Below are 17,739 nucleotides of genomic sequence, written 5' to 3' on the forward strand. Positions count from 1 at the left end.
CGAATGCTTCTTTTCACTGTCTGTTAATAGCTTCATTAAACCCAATTACCACTCTTTCCAATTCTACTAAAGTTAAATTAGAGCCAGACGGTAGGCACAATCCTTTCAAGAACAGCTCATCACTAACGCCATGCCCATAATATGGGCAATCTTTATACAAAGGTTGTAAATGCATGGGCTTCCAAAGAGGTCGGGTTTCTATATTACTTTTCCATAATTCAAGTCGAACTTCTTCGCGGTTTACACCAAGTAGTTCAGGTTCAATTTTGACTGAAGTTAACCAATAATTAGATAAATCTAACCTAGTCATTTCTGACTGAAAGCAAAGCCCCTCAAGGTTCAAATGTTTACGATAATACGCGTTAACCTCTCTCCTTTTTAATACATGATTATCTAGTACTTCTAATTGTCCACGACCAACACCCGCCAAAATATTTGACATCCTGTAATTATACCCTAGCGCTGTGTGTTCATAGTGAGGTGCCTCGTCCCTAGCTTGAGTGGCCAAAAAACGAGATTTATCAATCCATTCTTTATTATTACTTACTAAGGCCCCTCCTCCAGAGGTTGTAATGATCTTATTTCCATTGAAAGATAGAATACCAAAATGTCCAAAACTCCCTGCCTGTCTGCCGTCAATGACTGAACCCAATGCCTCTGCGGCATCCTCTATCAAAGGGACTTCATAGCGATTACAAATCGCTAAAAGTTCTTTCATTCGAGCAGGCATACCGTAGAGGTGAACCATAATGACTGCTTTTGGCTTTTTCCCTTTTTTTATTCGATCAAGAATAGCTTCTTCGAGTAAAACAGGATCAAGATTCCAGGTATCCTTTTCACTATCAACCAAAACGGGTGTTGCTCCTAAATATAATATCGGGTTAGTTGTGCCGCAAAAAGTGAAGCTCTGGGCTATAACTTCATCCCCCGACTTAACACCTAAAATGATTAATGCCAAATGAATGGCAGCAGTACCACTGGACAATGCAGCAACGTGATCCACAGTTAAATACTCTCCTAACTCCTTTTCAAAATTGTCGACATTAGGCCCTAATGGAGCAATCCAGTTGGTGTCAAAGGCTTCCTTTACATACTTAAGCTCGCTACCGCCCATGTGGGGAGATGACAGCCATATCCTTTCATTACTCATTGATATACTTAATTATTCTAGCCGGATTACCGACCGCTACTGCGTAGTCTGGAATATCGTTAATTACGACAGCACCAGCTCCAATTACAACCCATTTACCAATACTTATATTAGGAATTATTGTAGCACCAGCCCCAATATGTGTGCCTTCACCAACAGTTACTGTTCCGCAAAGGGTAGCATTAGGACTAATATGAACATAATCTTTTATAAGGTTATCATGATCGACAGAGGCAGATGTATTAATTATTACATGTTTGCCTACTACAGCGTGTCGATTAAGCACTACCCCTGCCATCACCACGGTACCTTCACCAATCTTCACCGTCTTATCTATAGTTGCTTTAGGATGAATGGCAGATTTAAAAGTACATGGCAGTAAATTACTAAGCTTTTCTCTACTTTTATTTGAGCCAATGCTCAGAATAGCATCCTTTCCTTTAAAATCAAAAGTGGAATCATGCTCCACGGCATATCCACATAGAGAAGTAAGACTAGGGTTAGCATCTACCAGACACTCTACTTTAACTCCATTCTGCTCTAGAATATCCAATATGACTTTTGCGTGACCGGAAGCTCCAATAAGAATCATAAATTACCTTTAAACTTTTCCATTGTCATTACTCCTTCTCCGCTAATCCCTTCGGAAAGAAGCACCTTTTTCACTGTCAAAAACAAGATTTTCAAGTCTAATAAAAAAGAACCATGATCAACGTACCATACATCCATTTCAAACTTTTTTTTCCAATCTACAGCATTTCGACCATTAACTTGGGCCCAGCCAGTAATACCAGGGCGAACGTTATGTCTTCTTTGCTGTTCCTCAGAATAAAGAGGTAAATATTCGACTAAAAGTGGCCTCGGGCCAATTAGGGACATATCTCCTATTAAAACATTTATCATTTGAGGAAACTCATCGATCGACAGTTTCCTTACCAAATTACCAGCTGTTGTCAACCGTTCATCGTCAGGAAGTAAAGCACCATTTGAGCCCTTTTTATCTGTCATAGTTTTAAACTTTATGATTTTGAATATCTTCTCGTCCTTACCTGGTCTGAGTTGGAAAAAAAATGGACGACCAGAGTTTACGATACTCAACCACAAAGTTACCACTACCAAGAGAGGACTTGCGAATAATAATAAAAGAAATGCCCCGCAGAAATCGAAGATGCGTTTAAAGTATTTAATGTACATATCTTCGAATTTGGTCCTGATACTCTATATGCAATGCTTCCCAAAGGAATTTCTGGTCATATCGTTCAACGATCATACCCCTTGCTTTCTGTTTTAGGGCATCCCTTAAAGTCGGTTCTTCTACCAATCGCAAGATTGCTATCCTTATTGCCTCTACATTTTTTGGAGGTATGAGCAACCCATTCGCCTCGTTAATGATAATTTCATTACAACCATTGATATCACTTACTATACAAGGTATGCCCATGGCCCCTGCTTGCATAGGTGCATTAGGAAATCCTTCACGATAACTGGGGAAAACCAAAAAGCTGCTAGCCAATATATAGGGACGAACATCGGATTGAAAGCCAACCAAATGTATTTTTGGATTTCCTTCAATCTCTTTCAGTACGCTCGTTTCCAAAGGACTCAGTTCTGATTCTAACGGCCCTACCAAAATCAAGTGTAGGTCTTGAAACGTTTTGAAAGCATTGACAAGCTCATTAATACCTTTATCTCCTGTGACCCTGCCAACAAAAATTGCTACATGTTTATCAAAAGGAATTTTGAGTTCCGATCTAATCTGTTTTGCCTTTTCAATTAAAGCTGAAGAAGACTGAAAATAATCACAATTGATCCCATTACTACTCCCGTTACCTATGACCTTTAGTTTTTCACGGTTAGAAAAAATATTCTTTCTAATGTATTCCCTCTGGGCAAAAGAATTGGGATAAACCTTTGTTGCACAACGGTAAGTAATGCGCTCAACCAGTATCAGAACTCTTCTTTTAAAACCTTTTGCTTCCATCAGTGGTAGCCCAGCTACTGTATGCATTCGTACAGGAACATTGCAAAACCAGGCAGCCATCATCCCAATTAAACCCGCTTTCGGGGTATGGGTATGAACGATATCAAAACTGTTGTTCCTTAAAAACCTGATCATAAGAAATAGAGCTTTCAGGTCACTAAGCGGGGATATTTCTCGACTAAACGGAAATTGATGATGAAGTACATTTTCTTTTTGAATAATATGCTCTATTTCTGGCCCTGCTGCTGATCCAACTTCAACATTGAATCCAACACTCTGAAAATAAGCGAACTGACCATTCAATAAAAGAGATAGGGACATAGGAACAGTAGTAAGCCTTAACAACTTTAGAGGTCGGTTATTCTCTTTTGTCATCCTTGTTCTTATGAAATGTTATGGTTCAAAAGATTAGGCTTGTTCAAAAGAGCCTCGACCCTTTCCTTTTCTCTCTTTTTCATCAAGTACATTTTTACAAACTTCAACTTACTCCTTTCTACTCGAATAATGGGGAACATCATCAATGCAACCCAAAAGATGGTAAACCTTAAGCCCATATGGGTTACACCATAGGCAAACAGTGGTAAGGAATATACTACATAATACCATGGTAGCTTCTTCAGTAAAGAGAAGATAAACATTACAAATAAGACAGTACCTGGTATGCCATAACAGAAAACAATTGTTCCAAATGATGAGTGCATTTCGTGCCCTTCAATAAATGTATCGAATCGATTATAGCCCCCTTCTCCTGCTCCAAAAACCATATATTCTGGATGGTTTGAGATTCTATCATACCCTCTATATTGCCACTCTGTAATTTCCTCTGGCCGATCCGCTTCATTCAGATTTCTCGCTTCTAGATTTTTTTGAAAATTTGCACCAAACTCGGTCTTTGTTAGTCCAAAAACTCCCAGCCCCCCTACTACTATTAGTGCAAATATATTTCTTGTAGAAAGTATTCCATTGGCCAATAAATACACCCCAAAAAGAATAACCATTGCCCCTATTGCTGCCTTAGAAACACTTATCAAAGCCAAATAGCTAAAGAGAAAGAAACCAAGATAGACCATCAGTTTTGGCAGTTTAATCATGGTTTCCAACACCAATACTATGGCCAAACCACATAAAGAATAATACCCTAGTTGATTTGGGTTTGTAAAAAACAAAGATCCTCTTATACCCTCTCCTCCCGTTTCCAAAAAGAAGGACAGTGTAATCTGAAGTGCCGCAGCTATTAAGCAGCTATATACCGTAGTATATAAAAATCGTTTGCCATATTGCCGATATAGAGACAGTGCAAACCCCATGACAAACAAGTTGTAGAAATAAAACGCACTAAAAACAAACCATGGCAGCCCCTTATTCGCCTCTCCGAGCAAAGAAATAAACACCCCTAAGTTTACAATGGTAATGTACACACAGAACCTCATGAATCGAGAGAAAGACTCCATAAGCGAACCACTAAGATTAAACTTACGGGCTACGACATACAAACCAATCATTACCACAATGAATATATCTGAGGGTTGGGCGCTACCCGCTGGAAAAAAATAAAACGGGAAGGCGATCAGATAAATAGCCCATGCTCTTAACCAGCCTTTTGCTCCTAATGTATGTTTAAAAATATCTAGCATGCTTCTGTTAAAACGGAAGTTATCTTTTTGGCTGCATTCCCTATTGCAATGTGTTCATAAAAATAAGGAATTTCAATTGGCTCACCGAAAAGGACCGATAAATCGAAATCCCCCTCTAGTGGTACTTGGAGTACCTCTGAACTTTCATGGTAATCGAATACATAGCCATGATTTGGTATTTCCAATTGAGCTAGCCCTCTCTTTGCCCCCATAAGTTCCAAACCCACGGTAGAAGCCATAATAACTCCCGCATCCACCATTAATATTGCTTCTACAATTGATTTGGACAATTCAATTGCTGGTATATACTTTTTGGCAATGGTTAAATATTCCTGAATATCTTCTCGAGGGTGACATTTAATGCCAAGTTGTATGTTCATGCTTTTTATTTGTGAAGCAGCTCGTTGAACAAATCTCTCGAACAAATCAAGTTTAGCCTTGGGGCTACAAAAACCTTGATCGTCAATAGGATTGGTAAATACTCCTAAAACCCTTTGGGTAACGTTATTTACCGGGTTGGATTGAATTTCTTCCAAAAACTTATTAAACTTTGGTGAACCAGTAACCACCACTTTTGTTGCGGTAGATACAATAGGCCGAAAGTGTTTAGCAGAGCGTTCTCCCCATACCATCACTTTTTCTGCACCGTTTGCCCCATATTTAATTTCTGCCTCATTGGGCAACGGAAACCTAATTCCTTCTTGCAAAAGGTAAAAGGGTATTGATTTATGCTTGAGCCATTCGCATATTTTATCTCCAGGGAAAGCTGAGTCATTCATCATCAAGACTTTATCAAAACCAGATAATGACTTTTTAATGAAAGGTTTAAGCCTTACAAGCCAAAAGACCCTTCTTACCACGGACCTTATAAAAGAATCACTTTTACCTAAAGTACGCTTACCTGAGCTAGGTTTTAAATTTTTAGATAGATTTTGGAATTTAATATAGTCAAGCCTATGACTTTTGAAGCTGTCTTCTGGGCTTGTCATTCTTCTTAGTTCACAAAGAGACACATATCTAACATGATGCCCTTTTTCCTTAATCAACTTAGCTGCTTCAATGGTAAGCTCTAAATGATGATTTGGGTTAGTAATGAGAATGGCCAACTTCATTTTTCTAGAAAATTGAAATATGAGACTACTCCGTTCTTTTCAGAATATTGCTCTACCGCAATCGGAGCGGCATTTCTGAATTTTGATTTCAAATCATTATTAATCAATAAGCTCAATATTTTTTCGGCCAAGGCAGCATCATCCGCCACCTCCACCAAATATCCATTTTCGCCATCAATTATTAGTTCGTTTGGGCCTGTTGGGCAATCTGTTGCAATACACGCTGCCCCACAAGCCATAGCTTGAACAAGCGTGCCAGGCATTCCTTCATGTTGAGAGCTCAGTACATAAACATCTGCTGCAACCATATATTTAAAGGGGTTAGTATCGAAGCCCGCAAAGCACACTTTGTCTTCCATTTCCATATCTGAAACCATGGTGCGCAAATGACTTTCTAACGGACCCTTCCCTAAAATAAACAGCCCCACATTGTCAGTTACCTGTGCTACTTTTTTAAAGGCTCTCAATAAAGTGTCGTAATCCTTCTGCCACTCAAAGCGCCCAACGGCTAATACGGTTTGATCATATTGACCAAAGAATGGATGCTTAATCTCATCTCTGGCACCTTCCAACAGTGTCTTGTTCACAATGGGATTATAAACTACTTTAATGCGTTCTGATTTTACACCAAGTATATTACTACACTCAATGGCCACTCCCTGTGAAACAGCAGTTACCCATGTTGCCTTTTTATAGAGGAAGGCCTTAATTAAAATCATCAGTCGCCTTTTAGCCTTGCTTTTTTTAGGCGGGAAAAGGATGTTTCTTTCAGAAACGACAGTAACCCCTTTAAACCGACCTAGCCAAGCAGCTAGCATCAGAGGCATGGAAGCACCACCACAGGTCGAGTACACCACATCATAGTCACTTTCAGAAATTAACTTCTTCAGTGGCTTCCACATCGACCAAAGCGATTTAGATTTAAGGTCGAAAAGCTGGACATCTTCTGGGATTTGGTCTAAAAACTCACCTTCTGCACGCATCAAAGCTAAATCGCATTGAAATTTATCTCTATCAAAAGCTTGAAGTAGATTTACAGTTACTCTGTCGGCACCACCATAGCCCAAAGCAGGTCGGACAAAAAGAATTTTCAATCGTTTCAACATTATCAACTATTGCATTTTTGAGAAGTCAAGTGCTCCATATTTATATGTTGCATTTTCCCAATAATCAGAAAGTTCGGGAGTTAATCTGGCAAAGAAATCGATATCAGTTTGTTCAGCTGCTTGATGATCGGTGCTGGCATCACCAAAGAATAGACAATCTTCTTTTTTAAACTGTTTCCTTTGCAATACTTCTAGCGTAATCTCAGCCTTTTTCCGAGGACTGCCATAAACTTCGTCAAAGAATGGGCTTAATTTTCGATCTATCACAATGTCTCTCAATTCTTCTTGGGGAGTGCCAGAAGCCACTACACAATAAATATTTTGTTGTCGAATGAAGGTGATCATTTCACGAAAGCCAGGAACAAACGGTGCTGCCAACACTTTGGCTTTTGCCAGTTCAGAAAAACGTTTACCAAGCTCGGTCCCCATTTCTTCTGTATGCTCTTCTTTTAAAATGTTTTCAGAAATCCATTTGAACTTCTCATAACGCGCTACGCCTTGATGTGCCAAATGATGTTCTCTTACCTGTTCTTCAATTCCTGTCCGAGCATATAGTTCCACAAAAGCATCGGTTTTTATATTACCTGATTCCAACACTACACCGTCAAAATCGAAGAACATGCATTTGTAATTTCTTAATTCAGTGTATGAAATTGGTTTTATTATCATTGAAAGGAATAAATGTTTGAATGCGGGAGAACTAAAGAACTAGAATCAGTGAGTCGAATCAATCTGTTCTATAACTTGAATAAGACCTTGTCCCATATCTACATATTCATTAGAAACCAGCTTATTTCCAATTTTAGGTGTATAAGCGTAAGGAGTAATATTGTAATGTCCATTAGTAGTACCTTCGTCACCTAAGAATCTTATTTTCACTTCTTTGCCTAAAATTTCACTGAACATTTTATACAAATCAGCAATCTCTAATTTATCATTACCTGTCAATACTAAATTTTTATTGACGTACTGAGGGTCTACAATTGAAGCACTTAATCTGGCGGCATCATAGACATGAATGTAATCACGCTTATCATTTGACTTACCGCTATGTTCCATTTCATCTTGATCCATGAAATTTTTAAGTAGACGGTAAACTCCGTTTGTCATATCCGCTCTGGGCCCATAAAGGCTACCATACCTGAGAATCGTATACTCTAAACCGAACTGATTAAAATATTCCTCCACATAGTTTTCGCAAGCCTGCTTGCTACATCGGTAAAAGCTACCTTCGCGACTATATACATATACCGTAGAGCCAAAAACAAATCGCTTAACCTTATTTATTCTACAGGCCTCAAGCATATTTACTGTTCCTTGAATATTTATGGACACGGTATCCACAGGACGATTTTTGGCAGCATTTAAATCAGCCAAAGCAGCTAAATGATACACATAATCGAAGCCTGAAAGTTGCTTTATAAGTTTTTCAGCATCACGAACATCACCATGAATGAAATGCTGATCCTTTCGTAAAAAGGGTGATTCTACCTGATCAAAAATAGTAACCTCATGCCCGATATCAGAAAGTGCATCGGCAATGTGGCTGCCTAAAAAACCGGACCCTCCTGTTACTAAAACTTTGCTCATTATTTTTTAAAGAATTTAATCACGTTTTGTGCCGCTTCCATTTCCATATTGATTCTTACTTCGCTGGCATAAGAACCAATGTGAGGAGTGAGCGTGCAGTTCTTCATTTTACTCAAAGGGCCTACATATGGCTCTTCTTCGAAAGTATCAAGATAGGCAGAAGCTGTGGGATTTGAATTCAAAAATTCAAGTAATGCATCCTCATTTACCAAACCACCACGTGATGCGTTAACCAAACATAGGTTCTTCTTCGCTTTGGTGAAAAACTCGGTATTGACCATATGCTTGGCCTCCGGAGAAAAAGGAGTATGAATAGTGATAATATCTGATGCGCTGATCAATTCATCGATTGCAACATAGGTCACATTCTGTTTTTTAGCAAACTCAGTATTTTCATATAAATCGAAAGCCAAAACCTTTACTTTAAAAGGAGCAAGTAACTCAACAAGTCGGCAACCAACTCTACCCAAACCAATAATACCAACAGTTTTTCCTTTCAACAAGCTACCCATTGGCTTTTCCCAAATACCATTGGTGATATTCGTGTGGGCATTGGCAATACTTCTCAGGCAAGACAGGATACCTCCTAAGGTAAGCTCTGCCACACCATCTACATGGGCGCTTGGTGTATTTTCAACAGTGATATTAAGTCTTTCAGCTGCACTGAAATCTACATTATCCATGCCTGCCCCTAATCGACATAAATACTTTAAGTCCGCTGCAGCATTCAGCACCTCTTCATTGAGCGATTCTGTTCCGGCAATTAAACCATCATAGTCTTTCAGTATTTCTTTTGATTCTTCTACAGACAGTTTTCTGCCATACGGATTCACGGTTACCTCAAAACCCTTTGTTTTCAGTAAGTCCAAAGGAGCTGGATCTACTTTACCGAAAGAAGAAGTTGTCGTTAGTATTCTATAAGCCATCTTCAGAAGATTTACTCAGGACTTCTTTTATTTTATCTAATCCTTCCAGCCACCATTCGCTAATACCTACATCGAAATAAGTGTGGATATCGCGACCCGTAACCCAGGTACGAATAATAGGGGCTGATTTCTTACCCATCCACCACCATGGATTCGGTCCATCATGACTTTGCACTGTATATTTCCTAAAAGCCCAGACCCCTTGGTCGTAATAATAGGCTTTCTGATAAGATTGCCTCTCTGTTGATACATTCCGCTCTACATTTCCGTAAGGCCTTAAAAGGCCATCTTCAGCAATCTCCATTGCCCTTAGTGGGTGATCATCCTGCGCTTCCCATACCGTCATGCAGGAATCCAGACTCTTTTCATCATCAAGTTTCTGGAGGCACTTATCAATGATACTACCATCTATATAAACCGTATTTCCCAGCAGTAAAACCACATTCTCGAGGTTTTCATAACGTTGATCAACCCATTCCACGGCATGCTTGATGACCTCGCCATGATTAATACTGTCGCCCCCTAATTCATCTGGACGAGGGATAACGGTAGCACCGTATTTCTCTGCTGCTGCTGCTATACCTTCGCCATCAGTTGATACAAAGACTTTGTCAATTTTAAGCGCATCTAACGATGCCTTAATTGGATAGTAGATAAGGGGTTTACCCTTTACTTCTAAAATATTCTTATTGATGATGGATTTACTGCCTGCACGGGCAGTGATAATGGCTACATTCATTGTTGGAAGTTATTTTTACTCAAATTCAAAACTACATTCAATACAGTAGATACTATATTTGAGTGAAATTCTAAATTTATCTAATATCTAAATAATTACGATTAGAGTTTTTACTAAAGCAAATCTTGATTTAGTAAAATCAAATTCTCCCCCTTCTGTGATAAACTAAAATTATAGCGGCCTATGGCATTGAAGAAATTCTTTGAACAGCCTAATTGCAACCTATCATGCAACTCAATAACTAGGCAACGAGTCTTGGGCAACCAATTTTCATAATTCGATTCAAATACTTCTTTCTCGGCTCCTTCAATATCAATCTTAACAATATCTAAATAAGCTAGATTATACATCGCCATTATATCGTCAATAGAAATTGTCGATATAATTCGCTCATCATCTTGGTGTAAAGATTCTGAGACTAATCCTGTAGTAAACCCCCATTTACCTTTATCACTTTCATAAACTTCAATTTTTTGATTACTCAAGTTTGAAAGACCTTTCCTTAGCGGAATTATATTTGGATAATCATTTATATTCATAAGCATCAGATCAAAATTAGATTTCTCTGGCTCAATCGAAATTATTTTGGTGTTTGGGTATTTATTAGCAAAAAAGAGTGCCGCTAAGCCTATATTGGCGCCCGCATCAATTACATTCACTGGGGCAAAGGGGAGGTTAAAATCATACTCATTTTTCCAGAAAATCTCATAAAACAAGGGGATATCACTCGTCCCGCTTCTCAAGCTTATTGGAGTTCGAACCTTGGATGTTTTAATATCATTTGTGCGCTTATTTTTAACTTTCCAAAAGACCAGAAAACCAGATCTCCCGAAAATGAGTACATGCCTGTAAAGACTCATTAACAACTTCATGCTGAAATAATTATAATTTGAAAATGCAACTTTAACTAAGAGAAATAATTTTTTTCCTCATAAATAAGCGAACTCGTTCCGCCCTTCTATTCCAAGAATAGCTGTTGATCAAATGCATTTGAGCTCTCGACCCAAGCTCTAATCGTAGCTTTTCATTTTTAACTAAAAGGGATAAAGATTTCTCCCATGCTTCTAATTGTGATGGATGACATAAGATACAATTATCCATATTCACTAACACTTCTCTTAAAACCGGTAAATCAGAAGCTATAATGGCTTTACCAGCCTCCATATATTCAAAAACCTTTAATGGAGACATATACTTAGCAGTATTCTTTCCACTTCTTAACGTGACATCCTCTTGATAAGGTGCCAACAGAATATCACATTTCTTTCTGGCCAATGCCGCTTCTTTAGGAGACACAAAGCCATGAAAAAAAACGTTCTTCCATTCTCGGACCCCTTGTAAGCCTATACCTAAAAGATCTTCTTTTCTTCCTCCGATGATATGAAAATCTAAATCATTAAACCTCTCAGCCAAAGAAATTATCAATTCAATTCCCCGGCCTTTAGAGATTGTACCGACATATCCCATTTGCAATCTTCCATTCACTGGAGTCGGCCATGCGTAAGATTCTAACTCTTCATTATTAAATTTTTGTAAAGTGGCTCCATCATGGGCCACAAGAATTCGATCTTCACCTATGAGTGTTGTTTGACTCAGTATAATTTTCTTCAAAGCCTCACTGATCACTACCAGCCCAATCAAATTAGGTGATTTCAAAAGCCAGTTGAAGATTTTTACTTGTTGCTTGGTAAGCGTATTTATTGGGTCGTGCGTTTCAAGGCACACCTTATAACCATTCTTAGCCAATAAGTAACAACCGTATAGTGACCTTCCGAAAATCAGATCAGGTTGTATCTTCTTTACCGCACGCAACATATTTTTCGCGTGTAACCAAAGTGTAAGCTTTGGAATTCTTAGCGCTGTAAGCTCAATATCAAAACTAGACACCCCATACCAACTCATTGTTTCTTCAAAAGTGGCATTATCCCCTTTAAGCCCGAAAAGGGTAACTTCATGCCCCAACTCCCTGAATGCATTGCACATATGCATTACATGAACACTATTTGCTCTTTTTGAAGGTATTGCTGAATCTGATAGGTAGGTGATTTTCATTATTCTAAGAGTGCTGGATTTCCTTTATAAACCCTAGAAGCTTCTTTACGTTACTCGTTCTAATAAATTCCCTATCAATTAAATCACGAGCACGTAAGCCAATTTCATTACGTAATTGTTGATCTTTAATCAACTGTTCTACATCGGTGTAGAGGTTGCTAAGGTTGTTAGAAATTCTACCTACATCATATTTTTCAATCATTGACCCAGGATCGAAAAAAGCCGAAACTACAGGCTTTTCAAAACCCCAAGCTTGCAAAAACACATTCGGAAATCCCTCAGGTTCACAGGTATGTATCAAAAACAATGAAGATTTGATTACTCCATTCGTTTCAAATATTCGCTTAGGCCCTAGATAATAAAAATTACCTGGTAGTTCTTTGGATGTTTTTAGGTATTCATATGCCTGTTGTTGGATATCTCCAACCATTAAAAAATCAACTCGCTGATGCTCAAACGATTTCGCTAAATCAATAAATAACTCCGGGTGTTTATGGGCCTTGATATTCCCAACCCAAACAACGTAAGGTCTAGGCCATGAAAATTCTTCAAACTCTAAAAAAGGAGAGTTAGGAATATAAATTTTATTTGCGTGAGTGATGTGACTCAAATGTTCTTCGTTATTGCAAACCACCCCATCAATTTTCTTAAAGGCACTTTGAAACTTAAGCCCTTTAATTAAATGCCCTATCCTTCTTTTCAACCGACCAAAAACACTCAGGTTGGGAATAGGTTTGTAGGCAAAAGGCTTTAAATCATGAATATGGCTTACAGAGAAAATCAGTTGCATATTAAATGGCTTGACCTCTTTAATAACAGAAGCAAGCAAGGTCTTATTGAATCGCCAATAAATAACATCCGTTTGAAGTTGCTTACAAGCTTGAACGATTGATTTTGAATTCTTTTCTACAGCGAGAACTTTATATGGCAAATCTATGGCACTGTCGTAACCGCCAACGGCCAAATAGACTAAATCAATACCCCATTCAGTTAGCCCATAAGCGATTTGATGACACTGGATTTCTGAGCCACCCAGGGTGTGCGTATAATGAGCATTGATAATTACGACTTTCATCTATTTGAATCCGTTCACTTCATCCATCGTTCGTGCCACATTTGAAAGAGCATTATGTTCCAAACTCTATTGTTCGAATAACCCCTTTCATATTGCTTTCTTAATCCGCGAACATAGTTCAAATCAAAAACTCCCGAATCTTTAACCTTGACATCACTTAGATAGGTCATTACATGGTCTTTTAAGTGCATATGCATCCATTTCTTCTTTGGAATAGCGAAACCCTTCTTAGGCCCTTCAGTAAGGTTGCGTGGAATATATTTGGCATTTACTTCGGCTAATATGTATTTCTTAACCCCATCTCTTATTTTGAAATCACTTGGTAACCTAGCTGCAAATTCCGCAATTCTATGGTCCAACAAAGGCTCACGTCCTTCAAGACTCACACTCATCGCTGCTCTATCCAACTTGATTAGAATATCATCGGGTAGGTAATCCTTGAAATCGTAAGCTTGGATTTGAGTCAAATGGTCTCTATTTAGAATGACATTATTCCTTATATGGATTTCCTTGTATGTAGATAGCAGTTTTTCCAAATCTCTCTTTCCGAAATTATGAGTGCTAGAAATCATCATTTCTACAACATCTGGAAACTGCCCTAAGTACTTGAGTTCGGAAAAGGTCTTTAATGCCACCTTTGATTGCGACCCCGATAAAGATGAGGCCAACTCATGGAGCAATTTATAGGTTTCCTTTTTTCCACACCTAAAAAAATCACTTTGTCCAGCAATTTGAGCGTAACGATCAAGAACGTTTGAATATTTATTATAGCCTGCAAACACCTCATCTCCCCCATCTGCAGAAAGGGCTACTGTAACGTGCTTCCTTGCAAATTCGCTCACCAGAGTAGTTGGGATTGCCGATTTATCGGCAAAAGGCTCATCGTATATTTCTGGAAGTCGAGGAAATATATCAAGCAACTCATTTTCAGAACAATACAACTCATGATGGTCGGTACCTAAATATTTGGCTATGGCTTTCGCCTTTTCTGCCTCATTAAACTCTTTCTCATCAAAGCCAATTGTAAAGGTAGAAATGGTAGAGGAATGATGTTTCTGAAGAATCGCTGCTACAGTTGTACTATCTAGCCCTCCACTCAGAAAAACACCAACAGGCACATCTGAAACCATTCTTAATTTGCATGCATCCACTAAAAGATCATCCAAATCATCGATGGTTTTTGTTAGATCAGCCGTCTGATTTTCATTTTGAAAAGAGTCATCAATAGACCAATATTCACATTCTATTATGTCCTTCGTAGTCAAATCTAATTTAACGTAGTGTCCTGGTTTTACCGAGTTGACAGATTCAAAGACAGATCCGCCTCCTTTGATATAATCAAAATCCAAGTAACTAGCGATTGACCGTGGGTTCAGGTTCTTTTTGAAGCTTGGATGATTGTGAAAAGCCCTAGTTTCAGACGCAAACAATAAGGTTTTACTGTCCCAAGAATAATAAAGCGGTTTAACACCTACCCTGTCTCTAATTAGAAACAGCTCTTGCTTTACTTTATCCACAAAAGCAATGGCAAACATCCCTATAAACCTATCGATGGCCTTAATTCCTTCTTCAATTAGCGCATAGAGGATCACCTCTGTATCAGAATTTGATTTAAAACGGTAGCCCTTAGCGTGTAGCCATGACCGAATTTCAGGAAAATTATACACTTCTCCATTGTATACAATGGCATACTGGCCATCAGTTGAGTACATCGGTTGCTGTCCATTTTCACTCAAATCTAAAATTGAGAGTCTTCTGTGCCCGAAGCCCAGTTGATAGATTTCGTTCTGAGCATACACATAGCCACTAGCATCGGGGCCTCGATGTGTCAAGGTATCCGTCATTGCTATTAGCTGCTCTTTTGAAGAGTGATGAGAAAAATCTATAAAGCCGGCAATACCGCACATAGAAATGGCTTTTATACCTATTTATTAAGTCCCCCTTTTGCGAAAACAAATTGATTACAGCCCTTACCTTTTTTGGCCGTAACTACATTCAAGATAAAACCCCTCTTTTTATAAAAATTGAATATCACAGGAATACTCGCTACTTCAAATGGATATCCACCTAGCCAATCCACTAAATCATGCTTCCATGACATCCCTCTCTTCTTCTTAAAATCTCTATACCTCGCCAATGGGGGCTTTCTTAAATAGAGAATATCCATAAGGAAGTTCTTAAGTAAGTAATAAGGGGTATATAACATGATAGTGAAGTACTTTCCTGCTGTAGATTTGACATATAGTCTTTTTAACTTTTTCCAAACCTTGGATTTAGCTCCTTCATCATTGTAAATGGCAATAAAAAGTTTACCTCCATCCTTAACAGGAAGAGCAGCATTGTCAAGCGCCTTATACATCTGTCCAGTATGGTGCAATACTCCCCAAGAATATACAATATCGAACTGTCCTAGAGATTTAACATAGTCAACATCCAAAACAGAACCTTCTTCTACTATCCAATTGGATTCAGGGAAATAAGTATCTCTTAAATATTTTGTACAGCCTACAGAATCCGTATCAAAGTCGAAAGAGTATACTTCCGCTCCTAGTTTTTTAGCCGCTAAAGAAAAAAGTCCACTTCCGCTACCAATGTCAAGAAATTTCTTCCCAGCCAAATCTTCAACCTCTAGCATTTCTTTCAATGAATCTATAGCTACTTCTATTCGCTTATCATCCAATGTCTTTAGAAATGAGTTCCAGTTCTTTCCAAACTCAAAACGCTTCCCTTGTATTATTTCTTGGCTAAAACTCATTCAATCTACTGTTTACTTTTTTCACAAAACGACAATGAATTCTAACCTAACTACCCTTATTGGCGCTTAGCTTCAACAGTTGCTTTTTTAAGCTAACAATCTTTTTTAAGAGTTTAAATCCTCTCCTGATGTCGTATTTCAGATAATTATAGAGGTTCATTCTCAAATCTGTTAAGCAATATTTGAGCGTATTCTCCAAATAGGCCTTACCTGGTTGACTCAACCGATCTTCTCCAGTATTATCATAGACCCTTGCTACAAATGAGCTTATAAATACTGAACCAGCCCTTTCTGTGATTTTCCTCCAGGTCAAGCCTGAGCCCAGCCTCAATTTTTCATTAAATGGTGATTCCCTAAATGATTTCAGACTTGGCACTGGCAAGTACTCGCCACTCACCTTTCTTGAGAAATAATCCTTAAAGGACAACACTCCATTGAATTCTGGGTTGTTTGATAATTTATCCCCGCCTTCCGTTATACACCTAAACATGAATAGCTCTTGATCTGGCTGAGATAGAATAATTTTCATCATCTCGTGGCAAGTATCTGCATTCGGGAAATAGTCATCCGAATCCATTGGGATTACAAACCCTCCCTTACAGAGATTTACACCCTTATTGACTGCCGTAAGGTAACCACGGTTAATATCAGAAGTTACCAACTGCCAAGGAAGGTCATATTCCGAAATATAATTACGTATTACATCAACACTATCATCACTGGAGCAATCGTCAACCAAGATCACCTCATAGGTAATATTCTGTTGAATTCTAATTGATTCTAAAGTTCGAACTATACTGTGTGACCGATTATATACGGAAGTCACGATTGAAAAAAACGGTTCGTTTTCCGTCATATTTGAAATATATGAATGGACATTAATGAATATTTATTTTTGTCTATTGAGCAATAAATACGCTAAGCAACTGGCCGCTGAATTATAGTAATCCTTACCCGAATAATAATCCTTATCATTACTTAAGTCACCAGCACTGTAATCAAGCAATTCGTGAAAGTATTCTTCCACTTCAGAAAACTCAAAATCGTGCTTTTGATTTAAGACTTCTTCCATTAATGCAGCACTTCCTAATAATTCATTAAAATGAATAGTACCTGGAAGGTTCTGGTACACTGAATTACCAAAATAAACCGATACTCTTCCTCTGCATGCCGCTTCAATTGCAACGGTGCCTGTAATGGTGGCCACAAATAACGAATGATCTATTAACTCAAAAGTATTTGTCTCCATCGAAACAAGTTTAACATTGGTTAAAGCGCTAATCGTCTCATAGAACTTTTTAGTCCGTGTCTTGTACTTGAAAAAATTTCTATACGTGGAAGGGTGCTCCTTCACATATATAGTAACATCGTTCGGTAAAATCTGCCTCAGCTGCTTTATCGCAAGAAATTGCTGATTAAAAATACCTCCTTCGGGTAAAGTGGTCCTTTCGGGTTGATAATGAAGGAAGAATACCACGTTTCTTTTGTTAGAATCATAGGCTGCCTCACATTCAACATATCGTCTATATGATTTATACTTTGATCTGGATTCTAGAAAAGAAATGGCGATGTTTTTATCTCTTTTTATAAGCACCTTATTCAGTAGATCGGAAGAGCGT

The 17,739-nt window shown here is 38.3% G+C and carries 18 protein-coding genes; all 18 read right to left on the bottom strand.

Annotated features, from left to right (window positions below; genetic code table 11):
- Positions 1-13: 13 nt before the first annotated feature.
- Positions 14-1,150, bottom strand: a complete 1,137-nt coding sequence (locus VOI17_RS15945) for a DegT/DnrJ/EryC1/StrS family aminotransferase (protein ID WP_323758222.1) — start codon at positions 1,148-1,150, stop codon at positions 14-16.
- On the bottom strand, positions 1,143-1,742 hold the full coding sequence (locus tag VOI17_RS15950; RefSeq protein WP_323758223.1) for an acetyltransferase: 600 nt from the start codon (positions 1,740-1,742) through the stop codon (positions 1,143-1,145). Before VOI17_RS15950 ends, VOI17_RS15945 begins: the two co-directional genes overlap by 8 nt.
- Positions 1,739-2,344: a sugar transferase gene (locus VOI17_RS15955; RefSeq protein ID WP_323758224.1), complete on the bottom strand. Its 606-nt coding sequence runs from the start codon at positions 2,342-2,344 to the stop codon at positions 1,739-1,741. Before VOI17_RS15955 ends, VOI17_RS15950 begins: the two co-directional genes overlap by 4 nt.
- Positions 2,334-3,452, bottom strand: a complete 1,119-nt coding sequence (locus tag VOI17_RS15960) for a glycosyltransferase family 4 protein (protein ID WP_323758225.1) — start codon at positions 3,450-3,452, stop codon at positions 2,334-2,336. The genes VOI17_RS15955 and VOI17_RS15960 overlap by 11 nt, the downstream gene beginning before the upstream one ends.
- A gap of 62 nt (positions 3,453-3,514) precedes the next feature.
- Positions 3,515-4,765 carry a hypothetical protein gene (locus VOI17_RS15965; protein ID WP_323758226.1) on the bottom strand — a complete coding sequence of 417 codons (1,251 nt, stop codon included), beginning with the start codon at positions 4,763-4,765 and terminating at the stop codon, positions 3,515-3,517.
- Complete coding sequence (locus tag VOI17_RS15970; protein ID WP_323758227.1) at positions 4,759-5,877, bottom strand: hypothetical protein; 1,119 nt, start codon at positions 5,875-5,877, stop codon at positions 4,759-4,761. Before VOI17_RS15970 ends, VOI17_RS15965 begins: the two co-directional genes overlap by 7 nt.
- On the bottom strand, positions 5,874-6,983 hold the full coding sequence (locus tag VOI17_RS15975; RefSeq protein ID WP_323758228.1) for a glycosyltransferase: 1,110 nt from the start codon (positions 6,981-6,983) through the stop codon (positions 5,874-5,876). The genes VOI17_RS15970 and VOI17_RS15975 overlap by 4 nt, the downstream gene beginning before the upstream one ends.
- 6 nt (positions 6,984-6,989) lie before the next feature.
- Entirely contained in the window at positions 6,990-7,652 is a 663-nt protein-coding gene (locus VOI17_RS15980) for an HAD family hydrolase (protein ID WP_323758229.1), read from the bottom strand.
- A gap of 45 nt (positions 7,653-7,697) precedes the next feature.
- Positions 7,698-8,573 carry an NAD(P)-dependent oxidoreductase gene (locus tag VOI17_RS15985; protein ID WP_323758230.1) on the bottom strand — a complete coding sequence of 292 codons (876 nt, stop codon included), beginning with the start codon at positions 8,571-8,573 and terminating at the stop codon, positions 7,698-7,700.
- Positions 8,573-9,499, bottom strand: coding sequence for a phosphoglycerate dehydrogenase (locus tag VOI17_RS15990; protein ID WP_323758231.1), 927 nt, complete (start codon positions 9,497-9,499; stop codon positions 8,573-8,575). The genes VOI17_RS15985 and VOI17_RS15990 overlap by 1 nt, the downstream gene beginning before the upstream one ends.
- Positions 9,489-10,238, bottom strand: a complete 750-nt coding sequence (locus VOI17_RS15995) for an acylneuraminate cytidylyltransferase family protein (protein WP_323758232.1) — start codon at positions 10,236-10,238, stop codon at positions 9,489-9,491. Before VOI17_RS15995 ends, VOI17_RS15990 begins: the two co-directional genes overlap by 11 nt.
- Positions 10,239-10,351: 113 nt before the next feature.
- The gene (locus tag VOI17_RS16000) at positions 10,352-11,110 is read right to left on the bottom strand and encodes an FkbM family methyltransferase (protein ID WP_323758233.1); all 759 of its coding nucleotides are present in this window, start codon (positions 11,108-11,110) and stop codon (positions 10,352-10,354) included.
- Between the two features lie 31 nt (positions 11,111-11,141).
- Entirely contained in the window at positions 11,142-12,290 is a 1,149-nt protein-coding gene (locus VOI17_RS16005; RefSeq protein ID WP_323758234.1) for a glycosyltransferase, read from the bottom strand.
- Between the two features lie 4 nt (positions 12,291-12,294).
- Positions 12,295-13,365, bottom strand: a complete 1,071-nt coding sequence (locus VOI17_RS16010) for a glycosyltransferase family 4 protein (protein WP_323758235.1) — start codon at positions 13,363-13,365, stop codon at positions 12,295-12,297.
- Positions 13,366-13,379: 14 nt separating this feature from the next.
- Positions 13,380-15,272 carry an asparagine synthase (glutamine-hydrolyzing) gene (gene asnB / locus VOI17_RS16015; RefSeq protein WP_323758236.1) on the bottom strand — a complete coding sequence of 631 codons (1,893 nt, stop codon included), beginning with the start codon at positions 15,270-15,272 and terminating at the stop codon, positions 13,380-13,382.
- A gap of 17 nt (positions 15,273-15,289) precedes the next feature.
- Positions 15,290-16,120 (bottom strand): class I SAM-dependent methyltransferase, encoded by an 831-nt coding sequence (locus tag VOI17_RS16020; protein ID WP_323758237.1) that lies wholly within the window; start codon positions 16,118-16,120, stop codon positions 15,290-15,292.
- Positions 16,121-16,166: 46 nt separating this feature from the next.
- Positions 16,167-16,976, bottom strand: coding sequence for a glycosyltransferase family 2 protein (locus VOI17_RS16025; RefSeq protein WP_323758238.1), 810 nt, complete (start codon positions 16,974-16,976; stop codon positions 16,167-16,169).
- Positions 16,977-17,009: 33 nt separating this feature from the next.
- The coding region (locus VOI17_RS16030; protein ID WP_323758239.1) for a hypothetical protein at positions 17,010-17,739 on the bottom strand (730 nt) is incomplete at its 5' end.

Origin of the sequence: Roseivirga sp. (assembly GCF_034669765.1) — a bacterium.
Classification (GTDB): domain Bacteria; phylum Bacteroidota; class Bacteroidia; order Cytophagales; family Cyclobacteriaceae; genus Roseivirga.

Bases quoted from the DNA above. Each gene is read 5' to 3' on its own strand.
- VOI17_RS15945 (WP_323758222.1), bottom strand. From the start codon at position 1,150: ATGAGTAATGAAAGGATATGGCTGTCATCTCCCCACATGGGCGGTAGC.
- VOI17_RS15950 (WP_323758223.1), bottom strand. From the start codon at position 1,742: ATGATTCTTATTGGAGCTTCCGGTCACGCAAAAGTCATATTGGATATT.
- VOI17_RS15955 (WP_323758224.1), bottom strand. From the start codon at position 2,344: ATGTACATTAAATACTTTAAACGCATCTTCGATTTCTGCGGGGCATTT.
- VOI17_RS15960 (WP_323758225.1), bottom strand. From the start codon at position 3,452: ATGTCCCTATCTCTTTTATTGAATGGTCAGTTCGCTTATTTTCAGAGT.
- VOI17_RS15965 (WP_323758226.1), bottom strand. From the start codon at position 4,765: ATGCTAGATATTTTTAAACATACATTAGGAGCAAAAGGCTGGTTAAGA.
- VOI17_RS15970 (WP_323758227.1), bottom strand. From the start codon at position 5,877: ATGAAGTTGGCCATTCTCATTACTAACCCAAATCATCATTTAGAGCTT.
- VOI17_RS15975 (WP_323758228.1), bottom strand. From the start codon at position 6,983: ATGTTGAAACGATTGAAAATTCTTTTTGTCCGACCTGCTTTGGGCTAT.
- VOI17_RS15980 (WP_323758229.1), bottom strand. From the start codon at position 7,652: ATGATAATAAAACCAATTTCATACACTGAATTAAGAAATTACAAATGC.
- VOI17_RS15985 (WP_323758230.1), bottom strand. From the start codon at position 8,573: ATGAGCAAAGTTTTAGTAACAGGAGGGTCCGGTTTTTTAGGCAGCCAC.
- VOI17_RS15990 (WP_323758231.1), bottom strand. From the start codon at position 9,499: ATGGCTTATAGAATACTAACGACAACTTCTTCTTTCGGTAAAGTAGAT.
- VOI17_RS15995 (WP_323758232.1), bottom strand. From the start codon at position 10,238: ATGAATGTAGCCATTATCACTGCCCGTGCAGGCAGTAAATCCATCATC.
- VOI17_RS16000 (WP_323758233.1), bottom strand. From the start codon at position 11,110: ATGAAGTTGTTAATGAGTCTTTACAGGCATGTACTCATTTTCGGGAGA.
- VOI17_RS16005 (WP_323758234.1), bottom strand. From the start codon at position 12,290: ATGAAAATCACCTACCTATCAGATTCAGCAATACCTTCAAAAAGAGCA.
- VOI17_RS16010 (WP_323758235.1), bottom strand. From the start codon at position 13,365: ATGAAAGTCGTAATTATCAATGCTCATTATACGCACACCCTGGGTGGC.
- asnB (WP_323758236.1), bottom strand. From the start codon at position 15,272: ATGTGCGGTATTGCCGGCTTTATAGATTTTTCTCATCACTCTTCAAAA.
- VOI17_RS16020 (WP_323758237.1), bottom strand. From the start codon at position 16,120: ATGAGTTTTAGCCAAGAAATAATACAAGGGAAGCGTTTTGAGTTTGGA.
- VOI17_RS16025 (WP_323758238.1), bottom strand. From the start codon at position 16,976: ATGACGGAAAACGAACCGTTTTTTTCAATCGTGACTTCCGTATATAAT.